At 59.7% G+C, this 20,452-nt stretch carries 20 protein-coding genes; 10 read left to right on the top strand and 10 right to left on the bottom strand.

Annotated elements, in window-relative coordinates; translation table 11 throughout:
• Window positions 1-243: 243 nt before the first annotated feature.
• The 5 genes from BR41_RS15455 to BR41_RS15435 all read right to left on the bottom strand — a co-directional run bounded on the left by BR41_RS15455 (window position 244) and on the right by BR41_RS15435 (window position 4,878).
• A complete protein-coding gene (locus BR41_RS15455; protein WP_035058645.1) occupies window positions 244-1,788 on the bottom strand; it encodes an alpha-L-arabinofuranosidase B in 1,545 nt (514 codons plus the stop codon).
• Between the two features lie 820 nt (window positions 1,789-2,608).
• The gene (locus BR41_RS15450) at window positions 2,609-2,884 is read right to left on the bottom strand and encodes a hypothetical protein (protein WP_035058643.1); all 276 of its coding nucleotides are present in this window, start codon (window positions 2,882-2,884) and stop codon (window positions 2,609-2,611) included.
• Complete coding sequence (locus BR41_RS15445) at window positions 2,877-3,143, bottom strand: hypothetical protein (protein ID WP_035058641.1); 267 nt, start codon at window positions 3,141-3,143, stop codon at window positions 2,877-2,879. The genes BR41_RS15450 and BR41_RS15445 overlap by 8 nt, the downstream gene beginning before the upstream one ends.
• Before the next feature lie 455 nt (window positions 3,144-3,598).
• Window positions 3,599-4,018 carry a histidine kinase gene (locus BR41_RS15440; RefSeq protein WP_156970741.1) on the bottom strand — a complete coding sequence of 140 codons (420 nt, stop codon included), beginning with the start codon at window positions 4,016-4,018 and terminating at the stop codon, window positions 3,599-3,601.
• A gap of 41 nt (window positions 4,019-4,059) precedes the next feature.
• Window positions 4,060-4,878 carry a COG4705 family protein gene (locus BR41_RS15435; RefSeq protein ID WP_211251770.1) on the bottom strand — a complete coding sequence of 273 codons (819 nt, stop codon included), beginning with the start codon at window positions 4,876-4,878 and terminating at the stop codon, window positions 4,060-4,062.
• Between the two features lie 615 nt (window positions 4,879-5,493).
• Between BR41_RS15435 and BR41_RS15430 the strand changes: the two genes are divergently transcribed.
• Genes BR41_RS15430 through BR41_RS15390 form a run of 9 tightly spaced genes read left to right on the top strand, consistent with a single transcriptional unit; the run spans window position 5,494 to window position 14,649 of the window.
• Window positions 5,494-6,681: a type II secretion system F family protein gene (locus BR41_RS15430; protein WP_035058724.1), complete on the top strand. Its 1,188-nt coding sequence runs from the start codon at window positions 5,494-5,496 to the stop codon at window positions 6,679-6,681.
• A complete protein-coding gene (locus tag BR41_RS15425; protein WP_035058639.1) occupies window positions 6,678-8,336 on the top strand; it encodes a GspE/PulE family protein in 1,659 nt (552 codons plus the stop codon). The genes BR41_RS15430 and BR41_RS15425 overlap by 4 nt, the downstream gene beginning before the upstream one ends.
• Window positions 8,323-9,645 carry a hypothetical protein gene (locus tag BR41_RS15420; RefSeq protein WP_035058638.1) on the top strand — a complete coding sequence of 441 codons (1,323 nt, stop codon included), beginning with the start codon at window positions 8,323-8,325 and terminating at the stop codon, window positions 9,643-9,645. Before BR41_RS15425 ends, BR41_RS15420 begins: the two co-directional genes overlap by 14 nt.
• Window positions 9,633-10,250 carry a hypothetical protein gene (locus tag BR41_RS15415; protein ID WP_035058636.1) on the top strand — a complete coding sequence of 206 codons (618 nt, stop codon included), beginning with the start codon at window positions 9,633-9,635 and terminating at the stop codon, window positions 10,248-10,250. The genes BR41_RS15420 and BR41_RS15415 overlap by 13 nt, the downstream gene beginning before the upstream one ends.
• Before the next feature lie 8 nt (window positions 10,251-10,258).
• Complete coding sequence (locus tag BR41_RS23080; RefSeq protein ID WP_051711081.1) at window positions 10,259-10,771, top strand: hypothetical protein; 513 nt, start codon at window positions 10,259-10,261, stop codon at window positions 10,769-10,771.
• A complete protein-coding gene (locus tag BR41_RS15405) occupies window positions 10,768-13,149 on the top strand; it encodes a secretin GspD/PilQ domain-containing protein (protein WP_051711079.1) in 2,382 nt (793 codons plus the stop codon). The genes BR41_RS23080 and BR41_RS15405 overlap by 4 nt, the downstream gene beginning before the upstream one ends.
• A 5-nt stretch (window positions 13,150-13,154) precedes the next feature.
• The gene (locus tag BR41_RS15400; protein WP_035058634.1) at window positions 13,155-13,628 is read left to right on the top strand and encodes a type II secretion system protein; all 474 of its coding nucleotides are present in this window, start codon (window positions 13,155-13,157) and stop codon (window positions 13,626-13,628) included.
• A gap of 3 nt (window positions 13,629-13,631) precedes the next feature.
• Window positions 13,632-14,027, top strand: coding sequence for a type II secretion system protein (locus BR41_RS15395; protein ID WP_245615926.1), 396 nt, complete (start codon window positions 13,632-13,634; stop codon window positions 14,025-14,027).
• 34 nt (window positions 14,028-14,061) lie between these two features.
• Window positions 14,062-14,649 (top strand): type II secretion system protein, encoded by a 588-nt coding sequence (locus BR41_RS15390; RefSeq protein WP_051711077.1) that lies wholly within the window; start codon window positions 14,062-14,064, stop codon window positions 14,647-14,649.
• Here the strand turns inward: BR41_RS15390 and BR41_RS15385 are convergent, their stop codons facing one another.
• The 5 genes from BR41_RS15385 to BR41_RS15365 all read right to left on the bottom strand — a co-directional run bounded on the left by BR41_RS15385 (window position 14,650) and on the right by BR41_RS15365 (window position 19,754).
• Window positions 14,650-15,852 carry a glycosyltransferase gene (locus tag BR41_RS15385; protein WP_035058629.1) on the bottom strand — a complete coding sequence of 401 codons (1,203 nt, stop codon included), beginning with the start codon at window positions 15,850-15,852 and terminating at the stop codon, window positions 14,650-14,652.
• Between the two features lie 48 nt (window positions 15,853-15,900).
• Window positions 15,901-16,722 carry an HvfC/BufC family peptide modification chaperone gene (locus tag BR41_RS23075; RefSeq protein WP_051711075.1) on the bottom strand — a complete coding sequence of 274 codons (822 nt, stop codon included), beginning with the start codon at window positions 16,720-16,722 and terminating at the stop codon, window positions 15,901-15,903.
• Window positions 16,706-17,668, bottom strand: a complete 963-nt coding sequence (gene bufB, locus BR41_RS15375) for an MNIO family bufferin maturase (protein ID WP_051711073.1) — start codon at window positions 17,666-17,668, stop codon at window positions 16,706-16,708. The genes BR41_RS23075 and bufB overlap by 17 nt, the downstream gene beginning before the upstream one ends.
• A 276-nt stretch (window positions 17,669-17,944) precedes the next feature.
• Complete coding sequence (locus BR41_RS15370; protein ID WP_156970739.1) at window positions 17,945-18,418, bottom strand: hypothetical protein; 474 nt, start codon at window positions 18,416-18,418, stop codon at window positions 17,945-17,947.
• A gap of 70 nt (window positions 18,419-18,488) precedes the next feature.
• A complete protein-coding gene (locus tag BR41_RS15365; protein ID WP_035058625.1) occupies window positions 18,489-19,754 on the bottom strand; it encodes a ferritin-like domain-containing protein in 1,266 nt (421 codons plus the stop codon).
• A gap of 337 nt (window positions 19,755-20,091) precedes the next feature.
• Between BR41_RS15365 and BR41_RS15360 the strand changes: the two genes are divergently transcribed.
• On the top strand, window positions 20,092-20,452 hold a 361-nt coding region (locus BR41_RS15360), incomplete at its 3' end, for a hypothetical protein (RefSeq protein WP_211251769.1).

The following is a 20,452-nucleotide window of genomic DNA, read 5'->3' as shown; positions in this document are numbered from 1 at the left end:
GCGTCGATGGTAAATTAGATATGCTGATTGATGTGTTGTATTGATAATGCGGAATCGTTTTGGCGTCAATGCCAACTTGAATCTCGCCCTAAGCCGCAATTATGCAACAGAGCCGCTATCGCTGAAAAACACAAACGCCCGATGTACCACATCGGGCGTTCTTGCTTGGGTAAATGCCGGCCTGTTTAACCGCTCTGAATCTCAACACTATTCAGGACCGGGCTCGGTACGGATTGGCTAGCCTTAAGGTGCCAAAGGTGCCGTGATGAGCCAGCTGACATCGGCAGCCCATGAAGTAGCCGAATCGAAATCGTTCGTGCCGCCGTCGGTGCTCACGTAAAGAATGTTGTTGTAATGGCGCAGATAGCGGGTCGGGTAGTTGTAGGAAGCGAACGACTTACCTTGCCCACTTTTGCCGGTTTCCGCGCAGAAGGTGGCGTCCTGCCGGAATTGCAGGCTTCCGTCCATGGGCTGCCGGTAAATATGGAAGTTGAAGTGGCGCATGAACTCGCCAGGATAGTCCCGTGATTCGAAGGAGTAGCAGGTCGAATCTGCAAGACCGGCACGCACGATCCAGGTGGCGTCTTGGCGGGCCGAAAGCGAGCTTGAGCTGGTGACCACTGCGGTATCTACCGTGCCACTTTGCGCCGTGCCGCCGCTTTGCTGGCTGATGGAACGGGTCGTGCAGCAGGTAGTGGTTGCTTTCAGCGAAATTGTTGAGTCTTGGCTCAGTGTGCCGGAGACGGAAGTCGGGCCACCGTATCCAACGCTCACGATATTGGCCTGAACGGCGTTATCGACGCTGTCGCTGGACACCCCTGTGGTCATCACGCCTTCGAAGAAAGACCCGATCGAACCGTTGCTGTTGTCGCCGCCAGTGCCGAGAACGATGGAGCCCTCCAGATGCATCGGGGTGTAGCCACCGGTGGGCAATGCACCCGAGTAGCTGGTCGCAAGCGTCCCACTCTGCGCATTACCGTGTTTAAGCGCGAAGCTGGTTTGGCCATCGTTTTTCAGCATTGCGGTCACGTAGGGTTCCGTGTCGCCCGTATAGGTTGAGTCTTGGCTCGGCCCTGCGCCAGACTGGAACAGCCCGTTTTCGAGGTCGGCTTGCACCCAGGGGCCGCTGCCGATGCAGGGGGAGAACCAGCATTCGCTACCGAAATTGATCGCATCCATGTGCCCGTTGCCGGTGTCCGTGATCGATGTTTCGGCGTTGCCATAGTCGAAGCAGCATGCGCCGTTGTAGTGGGTGCCGGAGGTGACCATATACATTGCCTCCGGGCTGCCGCTCGTTGCGACCCGCGTGGTGGCTACGTTGCGATAGCCCATGACGCCGGAGAACGATGCGCCATAGACCTTGACGCCGCCTGCGGTGATCGGCAGGGCATCCGCGGGAACGCCGTTGTCTGCGCCACCGTTACCGCCCTTGGGCTCAACGGTCAGGTGATTCAGGTTGGTCGTCTGGTCATAGATGACGCTGATGATGCACGTGGTGCCGGCACAGAATGCGTCCTGGGTGGCGGCATTGGCGTAGCCCCCTTTGGCGAGCAGACCAATGTCCTTCGTCTGACCGTCCGAAGCGCGCTTCACTTGGTACAGCGATCCGTTGTAGTTGGCGAACAGGGCCCGCGTCGTGCTATGTGCGGCGACGCAAGGCGTTCCTCCGCTTGCGTAGAGGTCACAGGGCAGGCTGGCGGCCATTGAGGCAGTCGGGCCGATCAACAAATAAGTAAATACGAAGACGGTCGCGGCCCATAGGCGGCGAAGTAATGACCCATGCTTCATTTCGAATTTCCCCTCTTTTGCAGCGTGACTAGTAAGACCGTATCGGCGCGATAGGCGTCGAATGGGCGCTCTCGAAACCAAGTTCACTCGTCGTACTCAAGAGACCAAGCTGCCCGGCAGAAACGCACCAATCAGGTGCGGTGCCGGACGGTGGAAGGTATTTGCAACCAGCCGACCCACTCAGCTTCCTTGCTCGAAAATGACGCAATCTGTTATGTCATTCGGGCTAAATCATGTTAGGAACAGGCCGAAATAACCGTCAAATCATTTTTTTTGGCCAGATTGATGCCGATTTTCATCTCAATCCTGCATTTTTGAGCCGCCCAGAATGGGTGCGCGTTGTATCGTGCAGTGCACCAAATCAGCATTTTTACGCACAATAAAAGCTCAAAATGTCAACGTAAGTCATTAATTAAAAAGAGATATGTTTGTAATTGGTGCGAGGATGACAAAGTACCATTGCCGTGACGAGGGGAATCGAATAAGGCGGGCGAGTGTGAGCTGGGGGAGGGTGAATGTCAGGCTGTGCGCCGGATATCCGCGCAAGGTTAGTCCATAAGAAAAGCTATTTTTGAAATCACTGCGAACGGTGTTTGGTAACGCGCCGATGAGGTCGGAGCTGCTTCGTTTCGGGTTGCAGGGCGAACGGGTGATTGCACAGCCCTGTAGACCGGGTCGTTTGACCCGTGCGGGCAATGTATGAATTGCACGCTGAATTTGCGGGTTACGCCTTGTGGCTAACCGGTGCTACAGGACCAAAAGGCCAGTGCCTTTTAAAGCACTGGCCCAATACGGATTGATTAAATCCGCCATTTGACTACTAACGCCGATCCGCAATCCGATTCGCGGGCGGCGTCACCCCAAGCCGTTGCACCGTCTCGTAGCGGGTTGTATCCAGCCCGAAATGCCATTCCTCCGATAGAAATACACCGACTCGCGCTAATGCATGCAGATCAGATTCCGGTTCGGCGATGCCGACGATTGCGCGGAACACACTCCCTAATTGGGCAATGCGATCCAGGCCGATATCGGCAATGTCGTTGAAATCGCTGACGGTCAGTTTGGGTGGGGTAGGGCAGCGATGAAGTTCAGCCATAACGACCGCCAATACGCGCATATCGCGTGCTGAGTGTGGCGGTGATTCGATCCGTGAGCGGCAACGTTTGCATCGCTGCATGGTGTCGCTCTGCCAGCCGACGGCCATCGCGTACCAATTGATAGCCAACGCTGCGCTGGTCGATCAGGGAAGTGAGGATGGTAAAAATCTGGTCCAGCTCGGCAAAACCGTCACGGGCTTGTGCGATGAGATGACCGGGGTCGGGCGGTGCGGGGGTTGAATGCTGAGAGTTGGGCATGAGTGCCTCCAAAGTGAGTTACAGCGCTCACCGACCCCAAGGCCAATCGGGGTGGCGGGCACTAGGCAAGGTTGGCCTACCGGCACTTTGGAACCGGCGCACCCGAGGGTGCCCTCACCTAGCCCCCGCCATTGCTGAAGGCGTGCCTAGGTGTTGCAGACAAAAAAACCGCTTCGCAGCGGTTGTCCGCCAAAGTAGCCAGGAGGCCAATCCCAGGTCGCGTAACCAAACGCGACCAGGCAAAAATACCCCAGCCACGCAGGGAGGGTCAAGAACGCTTGTTCTAGCCGGCTTTCGATTACAGCGAAAGGCTCGCTTGCAATTATTCATCCACCAAGGGAAGCGAATGAGTGATTTTGAAATAAAAAAACACCGCAGATTGGCCTGCGGTGTTTTTATTTGGTGACCTTGATGCCGGCACATTGGCCGATGCAATTCCGGTCAGCTTGACGGATTTATGATTTCCCGTTGGCCTTGTCAAATGCGGCCAGAAGTTCAGTAATGGCTTGTTTGCACGCAGCAGCATCGGGATTGCTGGCCCGCAATGCGGTCAGTGCCCGATCGATGGCTTTATCGACGACATGCCAATCCGCGGCTGCGCGGGGCTTCAAGCCCGCCTCGGCTTCATCCCAGCTTGTTTCGAGATCCTTGATTCGGGTCTTTGCGCCGGCAAGGTTTCCCTTATCAATCAATGCGGCCGTATCTTGGGTAATCTTTCGGAACGACGACAGATCACCCAGTTTCGACGGACTTGCTGCTTGCGCAGAGGCAATCAGGGAGAGGGATGGCACGAAATAACTCCCTGCGCCGAGCAGTGCAATGGCGACTACTGCTTTCAATACGCGTGCGGTTGTTTGTTTCTGTTTCGCTTGCATGAGTAATCTCCTGAATTAAATGGAATCAAACGGAATCGCAATCACTGAACTTGGGCGCGAGGGCGTTCCTTGGCCAAACTCACCGTGAGAACAAGGGATGCGATGATGACGAGGAATACAACGCTGGTGTGGACGGTACCCCAGCCGAGGCCGCCATATTCCTTGGATTGTGACAACAGATCGCCGAGCGATGCCCCCATTGGCCGCGTGAGGATGTAGGCGAGCCAGAAGGTCAGCACTGCGCTTGCGCCAAGCCGATACGCCAAGGCGATGGCGGCGATCAATGCCCAGAACACGACCACGCCAACCCTGAACCCGAGGCCAAGCGCTTCGGTCGCCAGATCGCCAGCGGCCGTGCCCAGCGCGAAGGTCAGCAGGATCGCGCCCCAGTAGAACAGCTCGCGCCGCCGGGTGACGATGGATTTGATCGACAGCGTGCGCTCGCGCCGATACCAAACCGCAAAGAGCGCCCCCAACAACAGGCTGAATACAGCAGTGCTGACGTAAAGGCTGACCCCCAGGCCATCGGTCAATGCATCGGTAATCTGTGTGCCGACCACGCTCAACAGCACGACCGTCAGCCAGTAGACCCAGGGCACATACCGATCTGAGCGAAGCTGCACCACCAGCGAGATCGCCAGGAGGGTCGCCATGATGAGGCCGGTTATTGCAGTGCCCAATCCGGCATGCACCGCGAGGTAATCCGCGCCCGTTTCACCGACGGTCGTCGACAGGATTTTGATCGTCCAGAAAGCGATCGAAATCTGCGGAACTTTGTTGAGCATGGTGCCGCTGTCGAGCGCGGTTTCGCCGGGGTCACGCAATGGCGTGGGGGTGTTGGACGTAGTAAGTGGCTGCATGGGTCAGTGTTCCCGATTCAAGGTTGAGTCATTGAGCGGAAGCTTAAAGCGGGACACTTAGATCACCCTTAGAGGGTGTTTACGATCTATTTCAGGCGGGGTTTTTCCCCTCGCCCATTGATGGGAGAGGGGTCGGGGGTGAGGGTCGTGCCAAGTGCGGCGACCTTTGCATACACCCTCACCCTAACCCTCTCCCGCTTGCGGGAGAGGGGACAAAACCTTCGATGACACAAGATGCAACACGGTTTGCTAATCCCAGCCTGTCCTCCCCTCGCCCATTTATGGGAGAGGGGTCGGGGGTGAGGGTCGTGCAACTTGCAGCGACCTTTGCATGAGGCCCTCCCACGATTACGGATTTGCTGGAAATCCATTCCCACGCAGCCCCAAGCCACCAGCAGTCGGTCTGTCAGCAACCCGAATTGACATTGTCATGTTCGACTGCTAAAAGCTGCTTACCAAAAAATTCACATCATTTGACGTGATTTTTACGTCTCAAGTGGTTTTGCCAAGGGAATTTGCAATTGTGGGGAGCGGGGGAAGCATGCAGCGGCGTGCCTGCGCGGCTGTATCGGGTGTCGGCGTGATTGCGGCGACATGCTGGCCTGGGGCCGGTGCATGCTGATGCGTTTGCAGGTGCTGGCTGCGGATGGCAGCAAGCAGACCATCACGCTTGATGTGCAGAGCGAGCACGAGGCGGTGCGCAAGGCGGTGAGCCTGGGCGTGCAGGTGGTGTCGCTGGAGCAAGCCGTTACCGCCGCGACCGAATCGGGCAGCAAGGCCCGTTTTCCGCTGTTGTTGTTCAGTCAGGAGCTGCTATCGCTGCTTGAGGCGGGCCTGAATCTGGCCGAGGCGATGGTTACGCTTACCAATAAAGAGCGCCGCCCGGCTGCGCGTACCGTGCTCACCGGCGTTCTCACACGCTTGCAGCATGGTGAGAACTTCTCTGATGTATTGGGCCGCTATCCCGAGCATTTCCCCGAGGTGTATGTCGCTACGATTCGCGCCGCCGAGCGCACCGGCAATCTGGCGGACGTACTGGCGCGTTATATCGCCTATCAATTGCAGTTCGATGCCATTCGCAAAAAGCTGATCGCCTCTGCGATCTACCCGGCCATGTTGATGGTGGTGGGCGGCTTTATCACCTTGTTCCTGCTGGGTTACGTGGTACCGCGTTTCAGCGCGGTGTACGACACGGCTGGGCGCAATGTGTCGTTCTTCTCCGGCCTGCTCTTGGGGCTGGGTAAATATATTCATGCGCACTGGATGGTGGCGTTGACGGTGCTGATCGTCACCATCGTTGGCGCGGTCGCGGTGATCGCGCATCCGGTATCCCGGCAGAAATTGATCGATCTGCTGCTCAGCCTGCCGATTCTGGCGGCCAAGACGGCGGAGTTCCGGCTGGCCCGGTTTTATCGCGCATCCAGTTTATTGCTGCAGGCGGGCATTCCCTTGCCCAAGGCATTGGGCATGGTGTCCGGCTTGTTGACGGAAGGGCAGCAGCGCCGCCTGGCTTTGGCAAAGCAACAGGTAGAGGAGGGCAGATCGCTCTCCGATGTGCTGGTGGCGCATCAATTGGCCGGGCCGATCGATGAATCGCTGATCAAGGTGGGCGAACGCGCCGGGCGGCTGGCGGAGATGCTGGAGCGCTGTGCGCGTTTTTACGATGAGGATTTCGGCCGCTGGATCGATTGGGCATCCCGCCTGCTGGAACCCATCATGATGATGTTGATTGGCCTGATCATCGGCGGGGTGGTGGTGTTGCTCTATATCCCGATTCTTGATCTGGCGGGCAGTTTGCAATGACGGTATTGACCAAGAGCCTGATCGAACAGGCGCGCCATTTCGCGATCGACCAGGCCCGCCCGCTGGTGGCGGTGCTGGAAGAACTCAGCGGCCTTGCGCCGGATGCCTTCGCTGCCGCATTGGCCGAGGTCTTCCACTATCCATTGATGACGATGGCGGACATGCAGGCGCTAGAGCCGACCTTCGAGCGCATGCCGTACACGGATTGCATGCAGCGCCACATCGCAGCCGGCACCGATGCGCAAGGCACGTGCTGCCTGGTGATTGCCGATCCGTTCGATCACGAGCTGGAAAACTGGGCCGCATCGCGCCTTGGCCGTGAGTTCGAAACCTTTCTGGCGCATCGCAGCGACATCACCGCGTATCTGGCGCAGCAAGAAGAGCGCATGCGGGCGATGCAGGATATGGGCGGGGCCGAGTCGGTCGAGTCGCTCGATCAAGCGCTGGACGACATCACGCTGGTGCGCATCAACGAAGACACCAGCCCGGTGGTCAAGCTGGTGAACTCGACGATCTACGATGCGCTCAAGCTACAGGCCAGCGATATCCACCTCGAATGCGATGCCGGCTGCCTGTATATCAAATACCGCATCGATGGCGTGATGGTGCAGGTGGGGCAAGTGAGCGGTCAGGATATGGCCGAGCAGGTGGTGTCCCGCGTGAAGGTGATGGCCGAGCTGGATATCGCCGAGCGCCGCGTGCCGCAGGATGGCCGCTTCAAGGTGCGCGTGAAGGGCCGCGAGATCGATTTCCGCGTCTCGGTCATGCCCAACATCTTTGGTGAAGACGCCGTGCTGCGTCTGCTGGATCGCCAGTCGCTCACCGAAGCAGCGCAAACGCTCAGCCTCGATACGCTGGGGCTGGATGCGCACACCAAAACTACGCTGCGGCGGCTCTCCGCCAAACCCAACGGCATGTTGCTGGTCACCGGCCCGACCGGTAGCGGCAAGACCACCACGCTGTATGCCGCGATCACCGAGATCCACACCGGCCGCGACAAGATCATCACCATCGAAGACCCGGTGGAATACCGCTTGCCGCGCGTGCTGCAAATTCCGGTCAACGAAAAGAAGGGCCTCACCTTCGCCAAGGGCCTGCGCTCGATCCTGCGACATGATCCGGACAAGATCATGGTCGGCGAAATTCGCGATGAAGAAACCGCACAGATCGCCGTGCAAGCCGCGCTCACCGGCCACTTGGTGCTGACTACCGTCCACGCCAACAACGTGTTCGACGTGCTGGGCCGCTTCATGCACATGGGCGTCGATCCCTACAGCTTTGCTGCCGCGCTCAACGGCATCGTGGCGCAACGTTTGCTGCGGCTGAACTGCCCGCAATGCACCGTCGATCACCAGGCCGAGCCGGAAATGCTGCAGGAGTTCGATCTGCACACGCTGGATCTGGCCTCGTGGCGGTTCCGCAGCGGGCGTGGCTGCGGCCATTGCCGCGGCACCGGTTACAAAGGCCGCCGTGCGGTGCTGGAAGTGATGACAATGAACGACGAATTGCGCGAAATGATCATCACCAAGGCCCCGGTCGGCCGCATGAAAGAAGAAGCGACGCGGATGGGCATGCGCTCGCTACGCCAGCATGCGCTCGATTGGGTGGCGCGTGGCGAGACGACCTTGCAGGAGGTTTCCCGTGTCGTTGGCTGAGCGTGTGCTTTATATCGGCGCTACCACGCTGGAATGGGTCGTCGCCGAAAAAGGCCAGGTGTTTCCGCAGGTGCATCAGCTATCGCTGCCTGATCTGGATCACCACACGCAAGAATGGCTGGCCGCGCTCAAGGCCGGGTTGCAGGGCGAGTTGTCGCAAACCGGCCCCAAGCGCGTGCGGATCGTGCTGGGCGGTGCGCTGGTGGCGTCGCTCACCTTGCCGTGGAGCCGCATGCTGCTCGATCAGGCCAAGGCCGCCGGTCTGTGCCGTTTGCGTTATGCCGCGCAGCGAGATGACGTCGCCGCCGCTGCGATCCAATGGGTGCAGGAAGCAGACGTTTTTGGCCGCAACCGGCTCGCCCTGGGTATCGATACCGCCTTACTCGCCGTGTTGCAGCAAGCCGCCACGCAAGCCGGGTGCGAACTGGTGTCGATCCAGTCTGCCGCCGTCACGGCATGGCAGGCATTGAGCCAGCAACACCGGGCCGGTTTTGCCTTGGTGGAAAACGACAGCTTTACCTTGCTGCGGGCCGACCAGCATGGCGCGTTGACCGTGGTTGGCGTGCGGCGTTGGCAGGGTGATTGGTCGGCACCGCTGGCCTTGCTGTGGCGACGTACGTTGCTGCGCGACGCGACCGCTGCCGCGACAGAGGACAAACTCCATGTGCTGCACGTTGGCGAGACTGGCGAGTTGGGGCCGGATAGCGGCATCGAACTGGTCGCACTCCCGGCCCAAGGCAACGCACCGCGCTCGCTGGCCGCGCAGTTCGCCGCGTGGCCGCTCACCGCTTCGCTGAATTTCGCCCCGGCGCGCTCGGTACGCCGACATGGCACCGGTGCCGTTGCACTCGCGCTGGGTTGTGCAGTACTGGCCGCATCCGTGTGGTGGCTGTGGTCCGCCTCAAATCAACTGGCCGCGACGCAAGCACTGCAGTCGGTACGTTCCTCGGCCCCACGGCCGGTCAAAACTGCCGCCATGTCCGAGCCGGAAGCACGCGCACTGACGGCGCAGGTGCGGGCGGTCAACCAGCTGGTCGATCAATTGAACTGGCCGCTGGATCAATTGATGCACACCGTCGAGCCGCCCGCTGGCACCAAGGTGGCCTTGCTGGGCATCGAGCTGGCCGGGCAGAACGAGCGGGTGAAACTGCTGGCTGCCGCGCAATCCCTGCCGGAAATGACCAAGTATCTGGCCTACCTCGCCAAGCAGAATCAGCTGTCCGGCGTGTATTTGCTGCAGCACGATGTCACCACCGACAACCCGTCCGCGCCGATTCGCTTCTCGCTGGAGGCGGAATGGCACAGCTGATGCATTACCTGGAAACCTGGCTGGAGTGGCCGCTGCGGCGGGCGCTGGAGCGTGCCGGCGTGTTGACGATCGGCGGGGTGATTGCATTGGCGATTGCGCTCGGCTTCACCGTATCCGCCTACCAGCTGCACCGGGAGCAAGTCGCCTTGCTCAAGACCATCCCCAAGCGGCAACGCGCCACCGTGCCGGAGCCCGAGGTGCCGCAAGATGCGCTCACCGCCAGATCCTTGACTGCGTTTTATGGCGGCCTGCCCACCCAGCGCGGCTTGCCGGCGTTGGTGGGAGCCTTGTTGCAGCAGGCGGAAAGCGAAGGGCTGACGCCGGCATCCGGCCAGTACAACGTGCAGCGCGATCCGCGCGCCAAGGTGCTGCGCTATCGCATCCAGCTGCCGCTGAAGGGTGATTACCAGAAGGTGCAAGGTTTCCTGCTCAAGTCGCTACGCGCTCAACCGGCGCTGGCGCTGGAAACCGTGGCGTTCTCGCGCAAGAAGATCGATGCGCGTGAAGTGGAAGCCAAGATCAGTTTCGTCGTATTCCTGCGCGATCAAGACCCCACCCATGAGGCTGCCCCTGATGCGGCGCATGAAGCAGCGGGGGCCCTGTGAGCAAGCCCATGAATCCGCAAAAACGGCGTCAGCTCATTTTGGGCATCGCCCTGAGCGTGACGCTGGCCCTGGTGTTCTGGGTGAGCCGCGATCAGGCCGAGGCCGTGGTGCAGCCTGCGCCGCGCCATCCATCGGGTGTCTATAAGAGCAGCCAGATCAAGGTCGCCTCCAGCGCATCAGCGGTAGAGAAACTGCATGCCTTGAGCCGACGCGGCTCCGGGGTGATGGCCGATGCCTTGGCCCCGGCCAACTGGCTGGCTACGCCCGTACCGGCGCAAAGTGCCAGTGCGGCCGCCATGCTGCCCCCGCAAGCGCCGGCACTGCCGTTTCAGGTGCTGGGCAAATATATCGAAGACGGCAAACTGGCTGTTTTCCTGCAGTACGGCGAGCGCAATATCGTCGCCCGTGCCGGAGACACCATCGACGACTATCGCGTGGATCAGATCGGTGGCGGCCTGATGGCCTTTACCTATCTGCCACTGAATGAAAAACAAACGCTGGTCATTGGAGAAGTGAATTGAGTTATCTGCTCGGGTGGCCGCGGCTGAAGAAATGCCTATTGCTGGCTGCGGCGCTGTCCATTCTGACCGGCTGCGCAGGCCAGCAGGCGTATGAGAATGCCAACAAGCTGTTCGATGCCGGCAAGAATCAGGAAGGCTTTGAATTACTGAAGCAAGCCGCCAAGGAAGCGCCGGGCAATGTGGAATATCGCATGGCGCTGGTGACCAAGCGTGCCACCATCATCGAAAACGACCTCAAGGGCGCTGATGCGGCAAGGCGGCGCGGCGATCTGCAAACGGCGGAGAACCTGTATCGCGAAATCCAGCTGATCGAGCCGCGCAACGATATGGCCGCACAGGGTTTGGACGCGGTGGCGATGGAAAAACGCCATCGGGCCTTGCTGGCCGATGTCGAGGCGATCCTGAATAAACGTGATCCGGCGCAACAGCAGGAAGCACGCGAGAAACTGCGCATCGTGCTGTCGGAAAACCCCGGCCAGAAAGAAGCATTGGCATTGAAAGCCCGCGCTGATGCCACGGTTGAAAAGAGCATCACGCCGGAGCTGCAATTGGCGGCGGCCTATAGCAAGCCGATTACGCTGGAATTTCGCGATGCGCCGTTCAAATCCGTTTTCGAGGTGATTTCCAAGGTATCGGGCTTGAATTTCTTTTTCGATAAAGAAATCCGCCCCGACCTGAAAGTGACGGTACTGGCGAAAAACACCTCCATTGAAGATGCCGTGCGCCTGATGTTGGCGACCAATCAGCTGGAACAGAAAATCCTGAGTGAGAACGCCATTCTCATTTATCCCAGCACGCCGCAGAAGATCAAAGACTATCAAACGCTGTCCGTGCGCTCGTTTTTCGTTGGCAATGCCGATATCAAATCGGTAGCCAATACCTTGAAAACGATCCTGAAAACCAAGGACATGGTGATCGACGAGCGCCTGAACATCATCATCATGCGCGATACGCCCGATGTCTTGCGCATGGCGGAACGCATCATCAGCCTGCAGGATTTGCCCGATCCGGAAGTGATGCTGGAAGTGGAAGTGCTGGAAATCCAGCGCGCCAAGACGATGCAGCTCGGCATTACCTGGCCGGATCAAGTCGCCTTGGCACCGGTGGCCTCGAACGGCACCACGCTGACGGTGAGCGATCTGGCGCATCTTCATGTCGGCACCATGTCGGTCAAGGTCGATCCGGTCACGCTCAATGCGCATAAAGACGATCAGGATGCCAATTTGCTGGCGAATCCGCGCATTCGCGTCCGCAACAAGGAAAAAGCCAAGATCATGATCGGCGACCGCGTGCCGGTGGTGACCACCACCTCGACCGCGACCGGGTTTGTGTCCGAATCGGTGACGTATGCGGATGTCGGCCTGAAGTTGGAGGTCGAGCCCAACGTCTATCTGGATTCCGATGTGGCGATCAAGATCAACCTTGAGGTGTCGACGATCGCCAAGGAAGTCCAGACCAAGAGCGGGTCGCTGGTGTATCAGATCGGCACCCGCAATGCCACGACCGTGCTGCGTTTGCGTGATGGCGAAACCCAGGTCTTGGCGGGCCTGATCAACGATCAGGAACATTCGAGCGGCGTACGGATTCCGGGGCTGGGTGACTTCCCGGTGCTGGGTCGCTTGTTCGGCAGCCAGAAGGACGACCATTCGCGCAGCGAAATCGTGCTGGCGATCACGCCACGCGTGATACGCGGCGTACGCCGGCCTGATCTGGATGCCGCTGAATTCGAATCCGGCACCGAGACATCGCTGGGCGCGAAGCCGCTGCTGCTGAAGACCATCACGCCGGACAAGAAAATCAAAACGCGTGAAACGGATGATGCCGCCAACGCCGGCGCGAAAAACGCTGTGCCCACCACCAAGGAGCCGGCCGCCACAGCAGCCAAGGAATCCGCAGCCAAAGCCGGTGACGCGCCCAAGGCGGCGGCCGCCAGTGCTCCCGCAGTCAACGACAACCCGCCGGCCCTGTCGTGGAACGGCCCGGCACAGGTCAAGGAAGGCGAGCCCTTCACGCTGGACATCAAGCTCGATAGCGGGCGACAAGTGCAGGGCATGCCGATGTTGCTGAGCTTCGATCCCAACGTGCTGCAGGTGGTCGCGGTGCGGGAAGGCGACTACCTCAAGCAGCAAGGCGGGGTGACTACCTTCAACCAGCGGCTCGATCCACAGCAGGGCAAGATTTTTGTCTCGGGCGCACGGCGTTCCGCCAAGGGGCAGGCGGAGGGCGTAGCGGGTAGCGGCACGGTGGTCAGCGTGGTGTTCAAGCCGGTGACGGCATCGGCCGACAGCAGCGTGGAATTGATCTCGGCCAGCTTCGAGCCGGACGACACCGGCAATACACCGATGCCGGCCGGTTTTAGCTTTAGGGTCGGATCGTAGTCGCGATGCGCAAGCAGCAGGCATTCACCTTCATCGAGCTGATGGTCACACTGGCCATCATCGCCGTGCTGGCCCTGATTGCCGTGCCGCTGGCGCAACGCTCGTCGCAGCGCATCAAGGAGCAAGACCTGCGTATCGCGCTGCGTGAAATCCGGGGTGGCATCGATGCCTACAAACGCGCGGCGGATCAAGGGCGCATCACGCTCAAGCCGGGGGAATCCGGCTACCCGCCGTCCTTGGCGGTGCTGGTCGATGGCATCGAGGACATCCACAGCCCGACGCACAAGAAGATGTATTTCCTGCGCAAACTGCCGGCCGATCCCTTCTTCCCGGATGTCTCGGCCGAACCGGAGAGCACGTGGGCCAAACGCAGTTATGCATCGCCCGCCAATGAGCCGCAAGAAGGCGACGACGTCTTCGATGTGTATTCCATGTCCACGCAAACCGGTTCCAATGGAATCAGCTACAAGGATTGGTAAATCGTGCTGACGTCCCCCCAATCCCGGATGAAATGGTGCGGTTTTTCCTTGATCGAGCTGATGGTGGTGCTGGTGATCGTCGGCCTGCTACTCTCGATTGCCGTGCCGCGCTATTTCAGCGCGCTGGATCGCTCCAAGGATACGGCGCTGCGCGAGGATTTACGGGTGATGCGCTCGGTATTGAGCAAGTTTTATTCGGATCGCGGCCAATATCCGCAAAGCCTGCAGGAATTGATCGATACCAAATACCTGAAAGACATCCCCATCGACCCGATCACCGAAACGGCCGATAGCTGGGTCACGGTTGCCAGCAAGGAAGAAGGGGTGGAAGGCATCGCCGATATCAAGAGCGGCGCGACCGGCAATACGGTTGATGGTGTGCCGTATGAGTCGCTTTAGCTGCTTGCCCAAGTTCTTTCGAGCCCATTGTAAATTGGGCAGATGTGGGCAAAGCGGCTTCACCTACATCGCCTTGCTGTTCGTCATCGCACTGATTTGCCTCGGATTGACGCTGGCCGTCGAAATGGATCGCACCGTCGGCCAGCGCGATAAAGAGCGTGAATTGCTGTTCGTCGGCGAGCAATTCCAGCAGGCGATCCAGCGCTATTACGAATCCGTCGCCCAAGCTGGCCGGCGGGAATATCCCGAATCGCTTGATGCCTTATTGAAAGACCCGCGATTGGCCGCATCGCACCGCTATCTGCGCAAGGTTTACGTTGATCCCATGACCAATAAACCGGAGTGGGGCTTGGTGACCTTGAACGGGCGGATTGTCGGCGTTTATTCCAAATCGCCCGTCGTCCCGATCAAGCAAGATAACTTCGATGTGCCAGAGGCGGCCTTTCAGGGCGCAAGCGCTTATCGCGATTGGCTATTCACCTATCCGTACGATCTGATCCAGAAAGGCGGCTTTACCAAGGTCGTGGCGGACGACAGCATTGTTTTGACTGGCGGGACGGGCGTGCCCGCAACGGGCAATGCATCGGCCCCGGCTGCCGTTATTCCCGCCGCGTCCAAGTAATCAACGCGCTTCCAGCAACTGCCACAATCGCGCCACAACGCGCTCACTGGTTCTAGGTGGGTGATTGGCATATTTGCGGCGCAGCTGATCCAGATTCTGGCGCAATACCGGGTTGGCGATGGTCGCTTGCAAGGCTGCGCCATATTGCGCGCTCGCTTTCGGGTCGAGCACGATCGCCAGCTTTTGCTCCGCCAATCGGCGCGAGATGGCAAATTGCTCCATCTGCGATGGCAGCAGCAATTGTGCTTTGCCCTGCATCAGCGCCGGGCCGACCAGCCCGGTGCCGCCGTGGCTGATGACCACATCCGCTTTGGGCAATTCAATATTGAAATCGACCGGTTGCGTGTGCACATGCACGTTGGCGGCCACTTGCCCCTGCATGCCGACCGGTGCATCCGGCACTGCCAGATGGCTTTCCGCTTTGAGTGTTGCCAGCGCCGCCGCCAGCGCTGGCAGATCAAAATGCTTGGCCCGTAAATAGCCGGCAATTCTTGTTTCCTTGCTCGCGCTGCGCCAATTCAAGGCAACGCCATTGCTACCGCTGGGCAATTCCAGCGGCCCCCAGTATTCATGCATGTCGCGGGGGTGATAGATATCCAGCTCTTGGAGCGAAATCAGCGCCTGAAAATCAACGCGCAAAACGTCCTGCACCGTGTCGGCCGCATCGGCAAAACCGGCCTGCTGAATGTGACGGATCAGCTTGGTTTCAAGATCCAGCAAGGCGCTGGCCGGTGAGGGTGACCAGAAGCGGATGCTGGGCAGGGGCGTGGCAAGCGCTGGCAGGGCGTGGCTATTGCCGATGGCGCAGGTCAGCCACGGTTTGCCAGTGCGGGCGGCACATTGCGCAAAGGGTGAGAAATCAAAAATGATGGCATCCGGCGCAATTGAATCCAGCAGCTTGCGCCACGCCTGAAGCGCCTGGCGCACGTACGTTGCATCGCGAAAACCGATATTCCACAGGATCGACGCAAAATTATCCGGTGTGGTCGGTTTGCCGGATTTGGGCGGGGGCAATGCAATCAATGGCGATTGCAGGTAGTCGATGCCGGCAATGCGAAAATGCGCCGGTACGGCATCTGGATTCGGCACGATGCAGATGACTTCGGCCCCCAATGCCAGCGCTGCTTTACCCATGTTGTAGAGCGTTGCGTAATGACCGAAATTGCCGCCTTGTTCCCAAATGATGGTGATTTTTTTCTTCATGCGGGTGGCGTGGCGGTCATTGGGTTGGCGGAGATCATTGCGCGGATTTTACGCGATGACCATCAATCCCGCCGTAATCCACGTCCGTAACCACGCCTGCATTGGCGGCTGAGTTTCCGGCCCGATGATTTTGATCGCTTCCGCCAAAGCATCATCCAATGTCTGCTCCGGCCGCAATTGCGCCAGTCGATCCAGCAGCACATATTGCGCCGGCAATAGATTGAAGATGCCGATGCGGTAGTGGCTTCTGACCAGCGCCACGTCACTCTCGCTTGGCAGCGGGAAATCAGGATCGGCCTCATCGGCCACTTGCTGGTAATACGCGCTGACCGGGAAGCGATAGCGGCGCAGTCGAATGCACGGCTGCAGTCGCAGCGACGGGTTGCCGGCATCTTGCAAAGTGGCATAGCCGCGCTCTTCCGCGCCCGGCGCATCGAACAGCGTGTAGAGCGTCCACTCGAAGTCGGCCAGTTCGATCATGAAATCGATCCAGACTTCTTTTTCGGCTTGAGCGGCATCGGGGCGATTGCGTTTCAGCCATGCGGTGAAGCCATCACCCAGTTTGGCTAAGGTCGGGCTGCTCGATGGGATTTCGCGCAGGTATTCGCTGGCAAAGTCGCGGAATAGCTCCGGCCCCAAGGCATGATTCAGCGCCTTGAATTGGCCCTGCATGCATTGCAACAGCCGGGATAGATAGGCGCGTTGGTAGATGGCAAGGTGTTGCGCGGCATTCAGATTCGGGGTGGCGGCGATGTATTGGTCGACCTCGGTTGCATGGGGGCCGAGATCGCTGGCCAGCAAGACGTCCTGCATGAAGCGCTGCACTTGCGCCAGCTTGTTCTCAAGTTGGCCATCAAACGTGGGCGGCATTTTGCGGCTCCATGTCGTTGGCGGCCGTCTGGCGTGCTTCACCCATCAGCGGTGCGATCAGGAAGTCGACGGGGGTCGAAATCGCTTCTGCTTCAGGTCTGATCGGTGATGTATCCAACGCAGGCATCGTGCCCCGAATGTAGTGCGCGGCCTTGTGCAGCTCCGTCAGGCACGTATCGAACGAGGGAATGTTGCCGTCCCACTCCAGCAGGATCGCCGGGTGATCGCAGAGTGCCCAGGCTTGGTGGAAAAGATCCCACACCGGGGCGGCCACCGGGCGGTCGTGCGTATCGATGATGTGCGTGCCGCAATGCTGATGCCCGGCCAGATGCAGCTGAACAATGGCCTGATGCGGCAAGGCTTGCAGGTATTGCACCGGATCGAGGCCGGCGTTGAAGCAGCTGACGTAGCAATTGTTCACGTCGAACAGCAGCTGGCAGCCGGTCTGCGCCACCAGCTCGGCGAGGAAGGCTGGCTCTGACCAGCTCGACATCGTGTAGCTCAGATAGCTGCTGGGGTTTTCCAGCACCAGCGGCCGCTCCAGCACGTCTTGCACCGTGCGGATGCGGCTGGCGACGTGCTGCAGCGTTTCGTCGGTGAGTGGCAGCGGCAGCAGGTCGTGCGTGTTCTTGCCGAGGATGCCGGTCCAGCACAGGTGGTCGCTGACCCACATCGGCTGTACCTCGGCCGCCAATGCCTTCAGCGCCCGCAAGTAGTCGAAATCCAGCGAGTCGGTGCTGCCGATCGACATCGAGACCCCGTGCATGACCAAGGGATAGCGCTCGGCGATCTGGCGCAGCACGTGGCGCGGCCGGCCTTGGGAAAACATGAAGTTTTCCGAGATGACCTCGAACCAATCCACCTGCGGCCAATGGGTCAGGATGTGATCGACATGGGTGTGGCGAAACCCCAAGCCAAGCTGGGGGGAGGGGGGCGATTGCTGCATTCAGTGCTTGGGGCCTGTTCGAAGTCTTTTTCGGCTATGGCTTAGGTTTCCATTCCCCCCTTTTTGAAGGGGGGTAGGGGGGATTTCTGCGACAGTTCAACATCCTCCGGCGTTGAAACCCTCTGGCTGAGCGAATCTCTTCGTGCAAATCTTTGATTCGTTCAGGCATAGGGGAATGAGGGAGATTTCGACGTCATCACACATTGTGATGCCGCAGAAATCCCCCCTAGCCCCCCTTCAAAAAGGAGGGGACGCATGGCGCCTCAGTGAAGCTTTTCAAATGCAACTACCACCACCACTCATGCCGCTAGCGCCGCACGCCGTGTAATCCGGATCGACATTGGCTTTCAGCCATGCGGTGGTCGGGCCAACGGCGGATGGCGAGGGCAGTACCTGGCGCTTGGCTTCCTTCATGCGTTGCTCGAACCGCTCCCGTGCGCGCAGCCACACGCTCTTGCCCTGGTTCGGGCCATCGGTGGAGAAGCGCTCGGCGTTGATCGGCACGGCGCACGAGCCGAGCCACGAGCAAGGATTCTCGCCGGGGTGGTTTTGTTCTTCGCCCGTGCCGTACAAGCCGCAGCCGCCCTGGCCCCGGCAATTGTTCAAGGTGTGGCAGGAGTGCGCGGCGGCGGTGGCGCAGCTGCCGCTGCCGGCACAGCCATTGGTGCCGAGTCGGTCATGGCCCTTGCAGGCGTTCAGGCCCATGCAGGCATGCAGTTCCATCGGGGGATGCTTCGCGGGTGCAGTCATGGTTTTTTCTCTCGCAATCTCGCAATCAAGGGGTCGGGATGAGGTGTTCGCGTCCGATCAGGCTGTCCGGTCAGAAACGCACGATGCCATCCGGCCCGATATTCACATCCGGCAGGTCTTGAATCCGGCCGAGGATATTGCTGTCCAGCCCCAAGCTGGCGGGCACGGCCATGCAGAGGTTGATCAACTCCTGCTTGGCGGTCGCCAGACTGGTGAAGCTGTAGTTCTCGAACGTCGGTGCCAGCACGTTGCCGGCCGGGTTGTTCAAGGACAGATAGCGCATGCCGCCGAGAATCTTGTCGAGGATGAAGATCATGCCCTTGTGCATGCCGATGTAGAAAATCGACTCCTGCACATCGCCCTTGTGCCGGTAGGCGGTCTCAGTCAGCAGGAACAGATAGGAGTAGACCGCGTTCGCCAGATCCACCAGCGGCAGGAATTGCGCCGGGTAGCTGGCCCGTGTCGGGTTGACCGGGAAGGGCATGACGATGTCGGCCAGATCCTTGGCGCTGAAGTCGGCGATTTCCTGGCGCAGCTGGTCGTACTTGTACCAGTGCGAAACCTCGTTGTGCTCCGGGTCGTCGCGCTTGTGGGTCGGGTCGGTGGTATAGCCTTCGCCCTCCAGCATGATGGAGTGGATGGCCCGGTGCGCATCGGCCTTGCTGCGGATGCGGATCAGGTGGCCGCTGTCGCGGTTGTTCGGGTACTGCGCCTGGCTTGCGCCGCGCTTGACCGGATCGAACGGGTTTTCCGGCTGCTTGAGGTAGTAGCCGTCCTTTGGGTAGACCGTGTCGACGTTGTTGGGCGAGTAGTAACCGCGATGCGCTGCCACCTGTTCCTCGGCGTGGCCGAAGTCTTCATCGCTGGTTTCGTCGATCAATTCGAGGATGTAGCGGTAGAACTGGCCGATCGAGGTCCAGTTATCGCGCTGCGGCGGCGCGCCGGCGGCTTCGGGTATTTCGATGATCTTGAACTGGTCCAGCTGGTGCGCGGATAGCGGCTCCAGCCCGACGCTGAAGCCGGCCTTGTGGTGCGGCAGATTGGTCGGATACGCGCCCGGCGAGCGGCAGTACAGCTTGGGCTCCCCACCCAGCGCCCGCAAGATATTGCAGCTGAGCGACATGTGCAGCATCTCTTCCACCGCCACGCTCATCAGGATGCCGCCGGCCTTGTTGGCAAAGGTCGCCAGCGCCTGGCCATTGGGCAGATTGTCGGTGTTCTGCGGCTGACGCTGGATCGAGTAATAGGTGTAGAGGTAGATCGGGATGGTGGACAGCTCGATTTCGATGGCTGTCTGCAGGTGGGTGTACAAGGCCTTGCGAAGCTCTGGACTCATCATGTGTGCATTGTTCCGGCGAGGAGTAATCAACGGGCTGATCGGAGAAAACGGCTGATCCCACAGGCCGGATGTGCCGTCATGACATAAGCATGGAATCCGGGCCCCGCTGAATACTAGTCAACGAAAATCACGAATGCACCCTGCGTTGGTCAAGCACTTGTCGAGACAGGTATTTGGTGGTTTTTCCGTTACTTTGCGGGCGAGGGCGGCCCCTTATCGATCTACCCGGCACATCCAATTGGAGGGGCGGTGGCTTATGCGAATAAAATCGCGTGATCGCCATGAGATGCCGCGCCTCTGCAGCTTCTCGCTTCACCGATGCATAAGGTTTCAGATGACGAATACCCCTCCGGCCATGCCTTCCGATTCGGACAGTCTCGACCCACAGGATTGGCAGGACCTGCGCGCGTTAGGGCATCAAATGCTCGACGACATGTTTGATTTCATGGCCGGTCTGCGGGATCGGCCGGTGTGGCAGCCGATGCCGGCCGAACTGCGTGCCGAACTCAAAACGCCGCTGCCGCATGCAGCCGGCAGCCTTGCGGATACCTATGGTGATTTCCAGCGGCTGGTGCAGCCCTATATCGCCGGCAATATCCACCCGCGCTTCATGGGCTGGGTGCAGGGTGGCGGCAACCCGGTGGGCGTGCTGGCGGAGATGCTCGCGGCCACGCTCAATGCCAATCTGGGCGGGC

It is taken from the genome of Andreprevotia chitinilytica DSM 18519, from assembly GCF_000711875.1.
Lineage (GTDB): Bacteria > Pseudomonadota > Gammaproteobacteria > Burkholderiales > Chitinibacteraceae > Andreprevotia > Andreprevotia chitinilytica.
The sequence above is the reverse complement of the archived record's forward strand: the minus strand, read 5'-3'. Positions and strand labels throughout refer to the sequence as shown.

Excerpts from the sequence above, each read along its gene's own strand:
- BR41_RS23080 (WP_051711081.1), top strand. The coding sequence starts at position 10,259 with ATGAATCCGCAAAAACGGCGTCAGCTCATTTTGGGCATCGCCCTGAGC.
- BR41_RS15435 (WP_211251770.1), bottom strand. The coding sequence starts at position 4,878 with ATGCAGCCACTTACTACGTCCAACACCCCCACGCCATTGCGTGACCCC.
- BR41_RS15450 (WP_035058643.1), bottom strand. The coding sequence starts at position 2,884 with ATGGCTGAACTTCATCGCTGCCCTACCCCACCCAAACTGACCGTCAGC.
- BR41_RS15455 (WP_035058645.1), bottom strand. The coding sequence starts at position 1,788 with ATGAAGCATGGGTCATTACTTCGCCGCCTATGGGCCGCGACCGTCTTC.
- BR41_RS23075 (WP_051711075.1), bottom strand. The coding sequence starts at position 16,722 with ATGCCGCCCACGTTTGATGGCCAACTTGAGAACAAGCTGGCGCAAGTG.
- BR41_RS15430 (WP_035058724.1), top strand. The coding sequence starts at position 5,494 with ATGCTGATGCGTTTGCAGGTGCTGGCTGCGGATGGCAGCAAGCAGACC.
- BR41_RS15365 (WP_035058625.1), bottom strand. The coding sequence starts at position 19,754 with ATGAGTCCAGAGCTTCGCAAGGCCTTGTACACCCACCTGCAGACAGCC.
- BR41_RS15400 (WP_035058634.1), top strand. The coding sequence starts at position 13,155 with ATGCGCAAGCAGCAGGCATTCACCTTCATCGAGCTGATGGTCACACTG.
- BR41_RS15445 (WP_035058641.1), bottom strand. The coding sequence starts at position 3,143 with ATGCCCAACTCTCAGCATTCAACCCCCGCACCGCCCGACCCCGGTCAT.
- BR41_RS15425 (WP_035058639.1), top strand. The coding sequence starts at position 6,678 with ATGACGGTATTGACCAAGAGCCTGATCGAACAGGCGCGCCATTTCGCG.
- BR41_RS15440 (WP_156970741.1), bottom strand. The coding sequence starts at position 4,018 with ATGCAAGCGAAACAGAAACAAACAACCGCACGCGTATTGAAAGCAGTA.
- BR41_RS15385 (WP_035058629.1), bottom strand. The coding sequence starts at position 15,852 with ATGAAGAAAAAAATCACCATCATTTGGGAACAAGGCGGCAATTTCGGT.
- BR41_RS15370 (WP_156970739.1), bottom strand. The coding sequence starts at position 18,418 with ATGACTGCACCCGCGAAGCATCCCCCGATGGAACTGCATGCCTGCATG.
- BR41_RS15415 (WP_035058636.1), top strand. The coding sequence starts at position 9,633 with ATGGCACAGCTGATGCATTACCTGGAAACCTGGCTGGAGTGGCCGCTG.
- bufB (WP_051711073.1), bottom strand. The coding sequence starts at position 17,668 with ATGCAGCAATCGCCCCCCTCCCCCCAGCTTGGCTTGGGGTTTCGCCAC.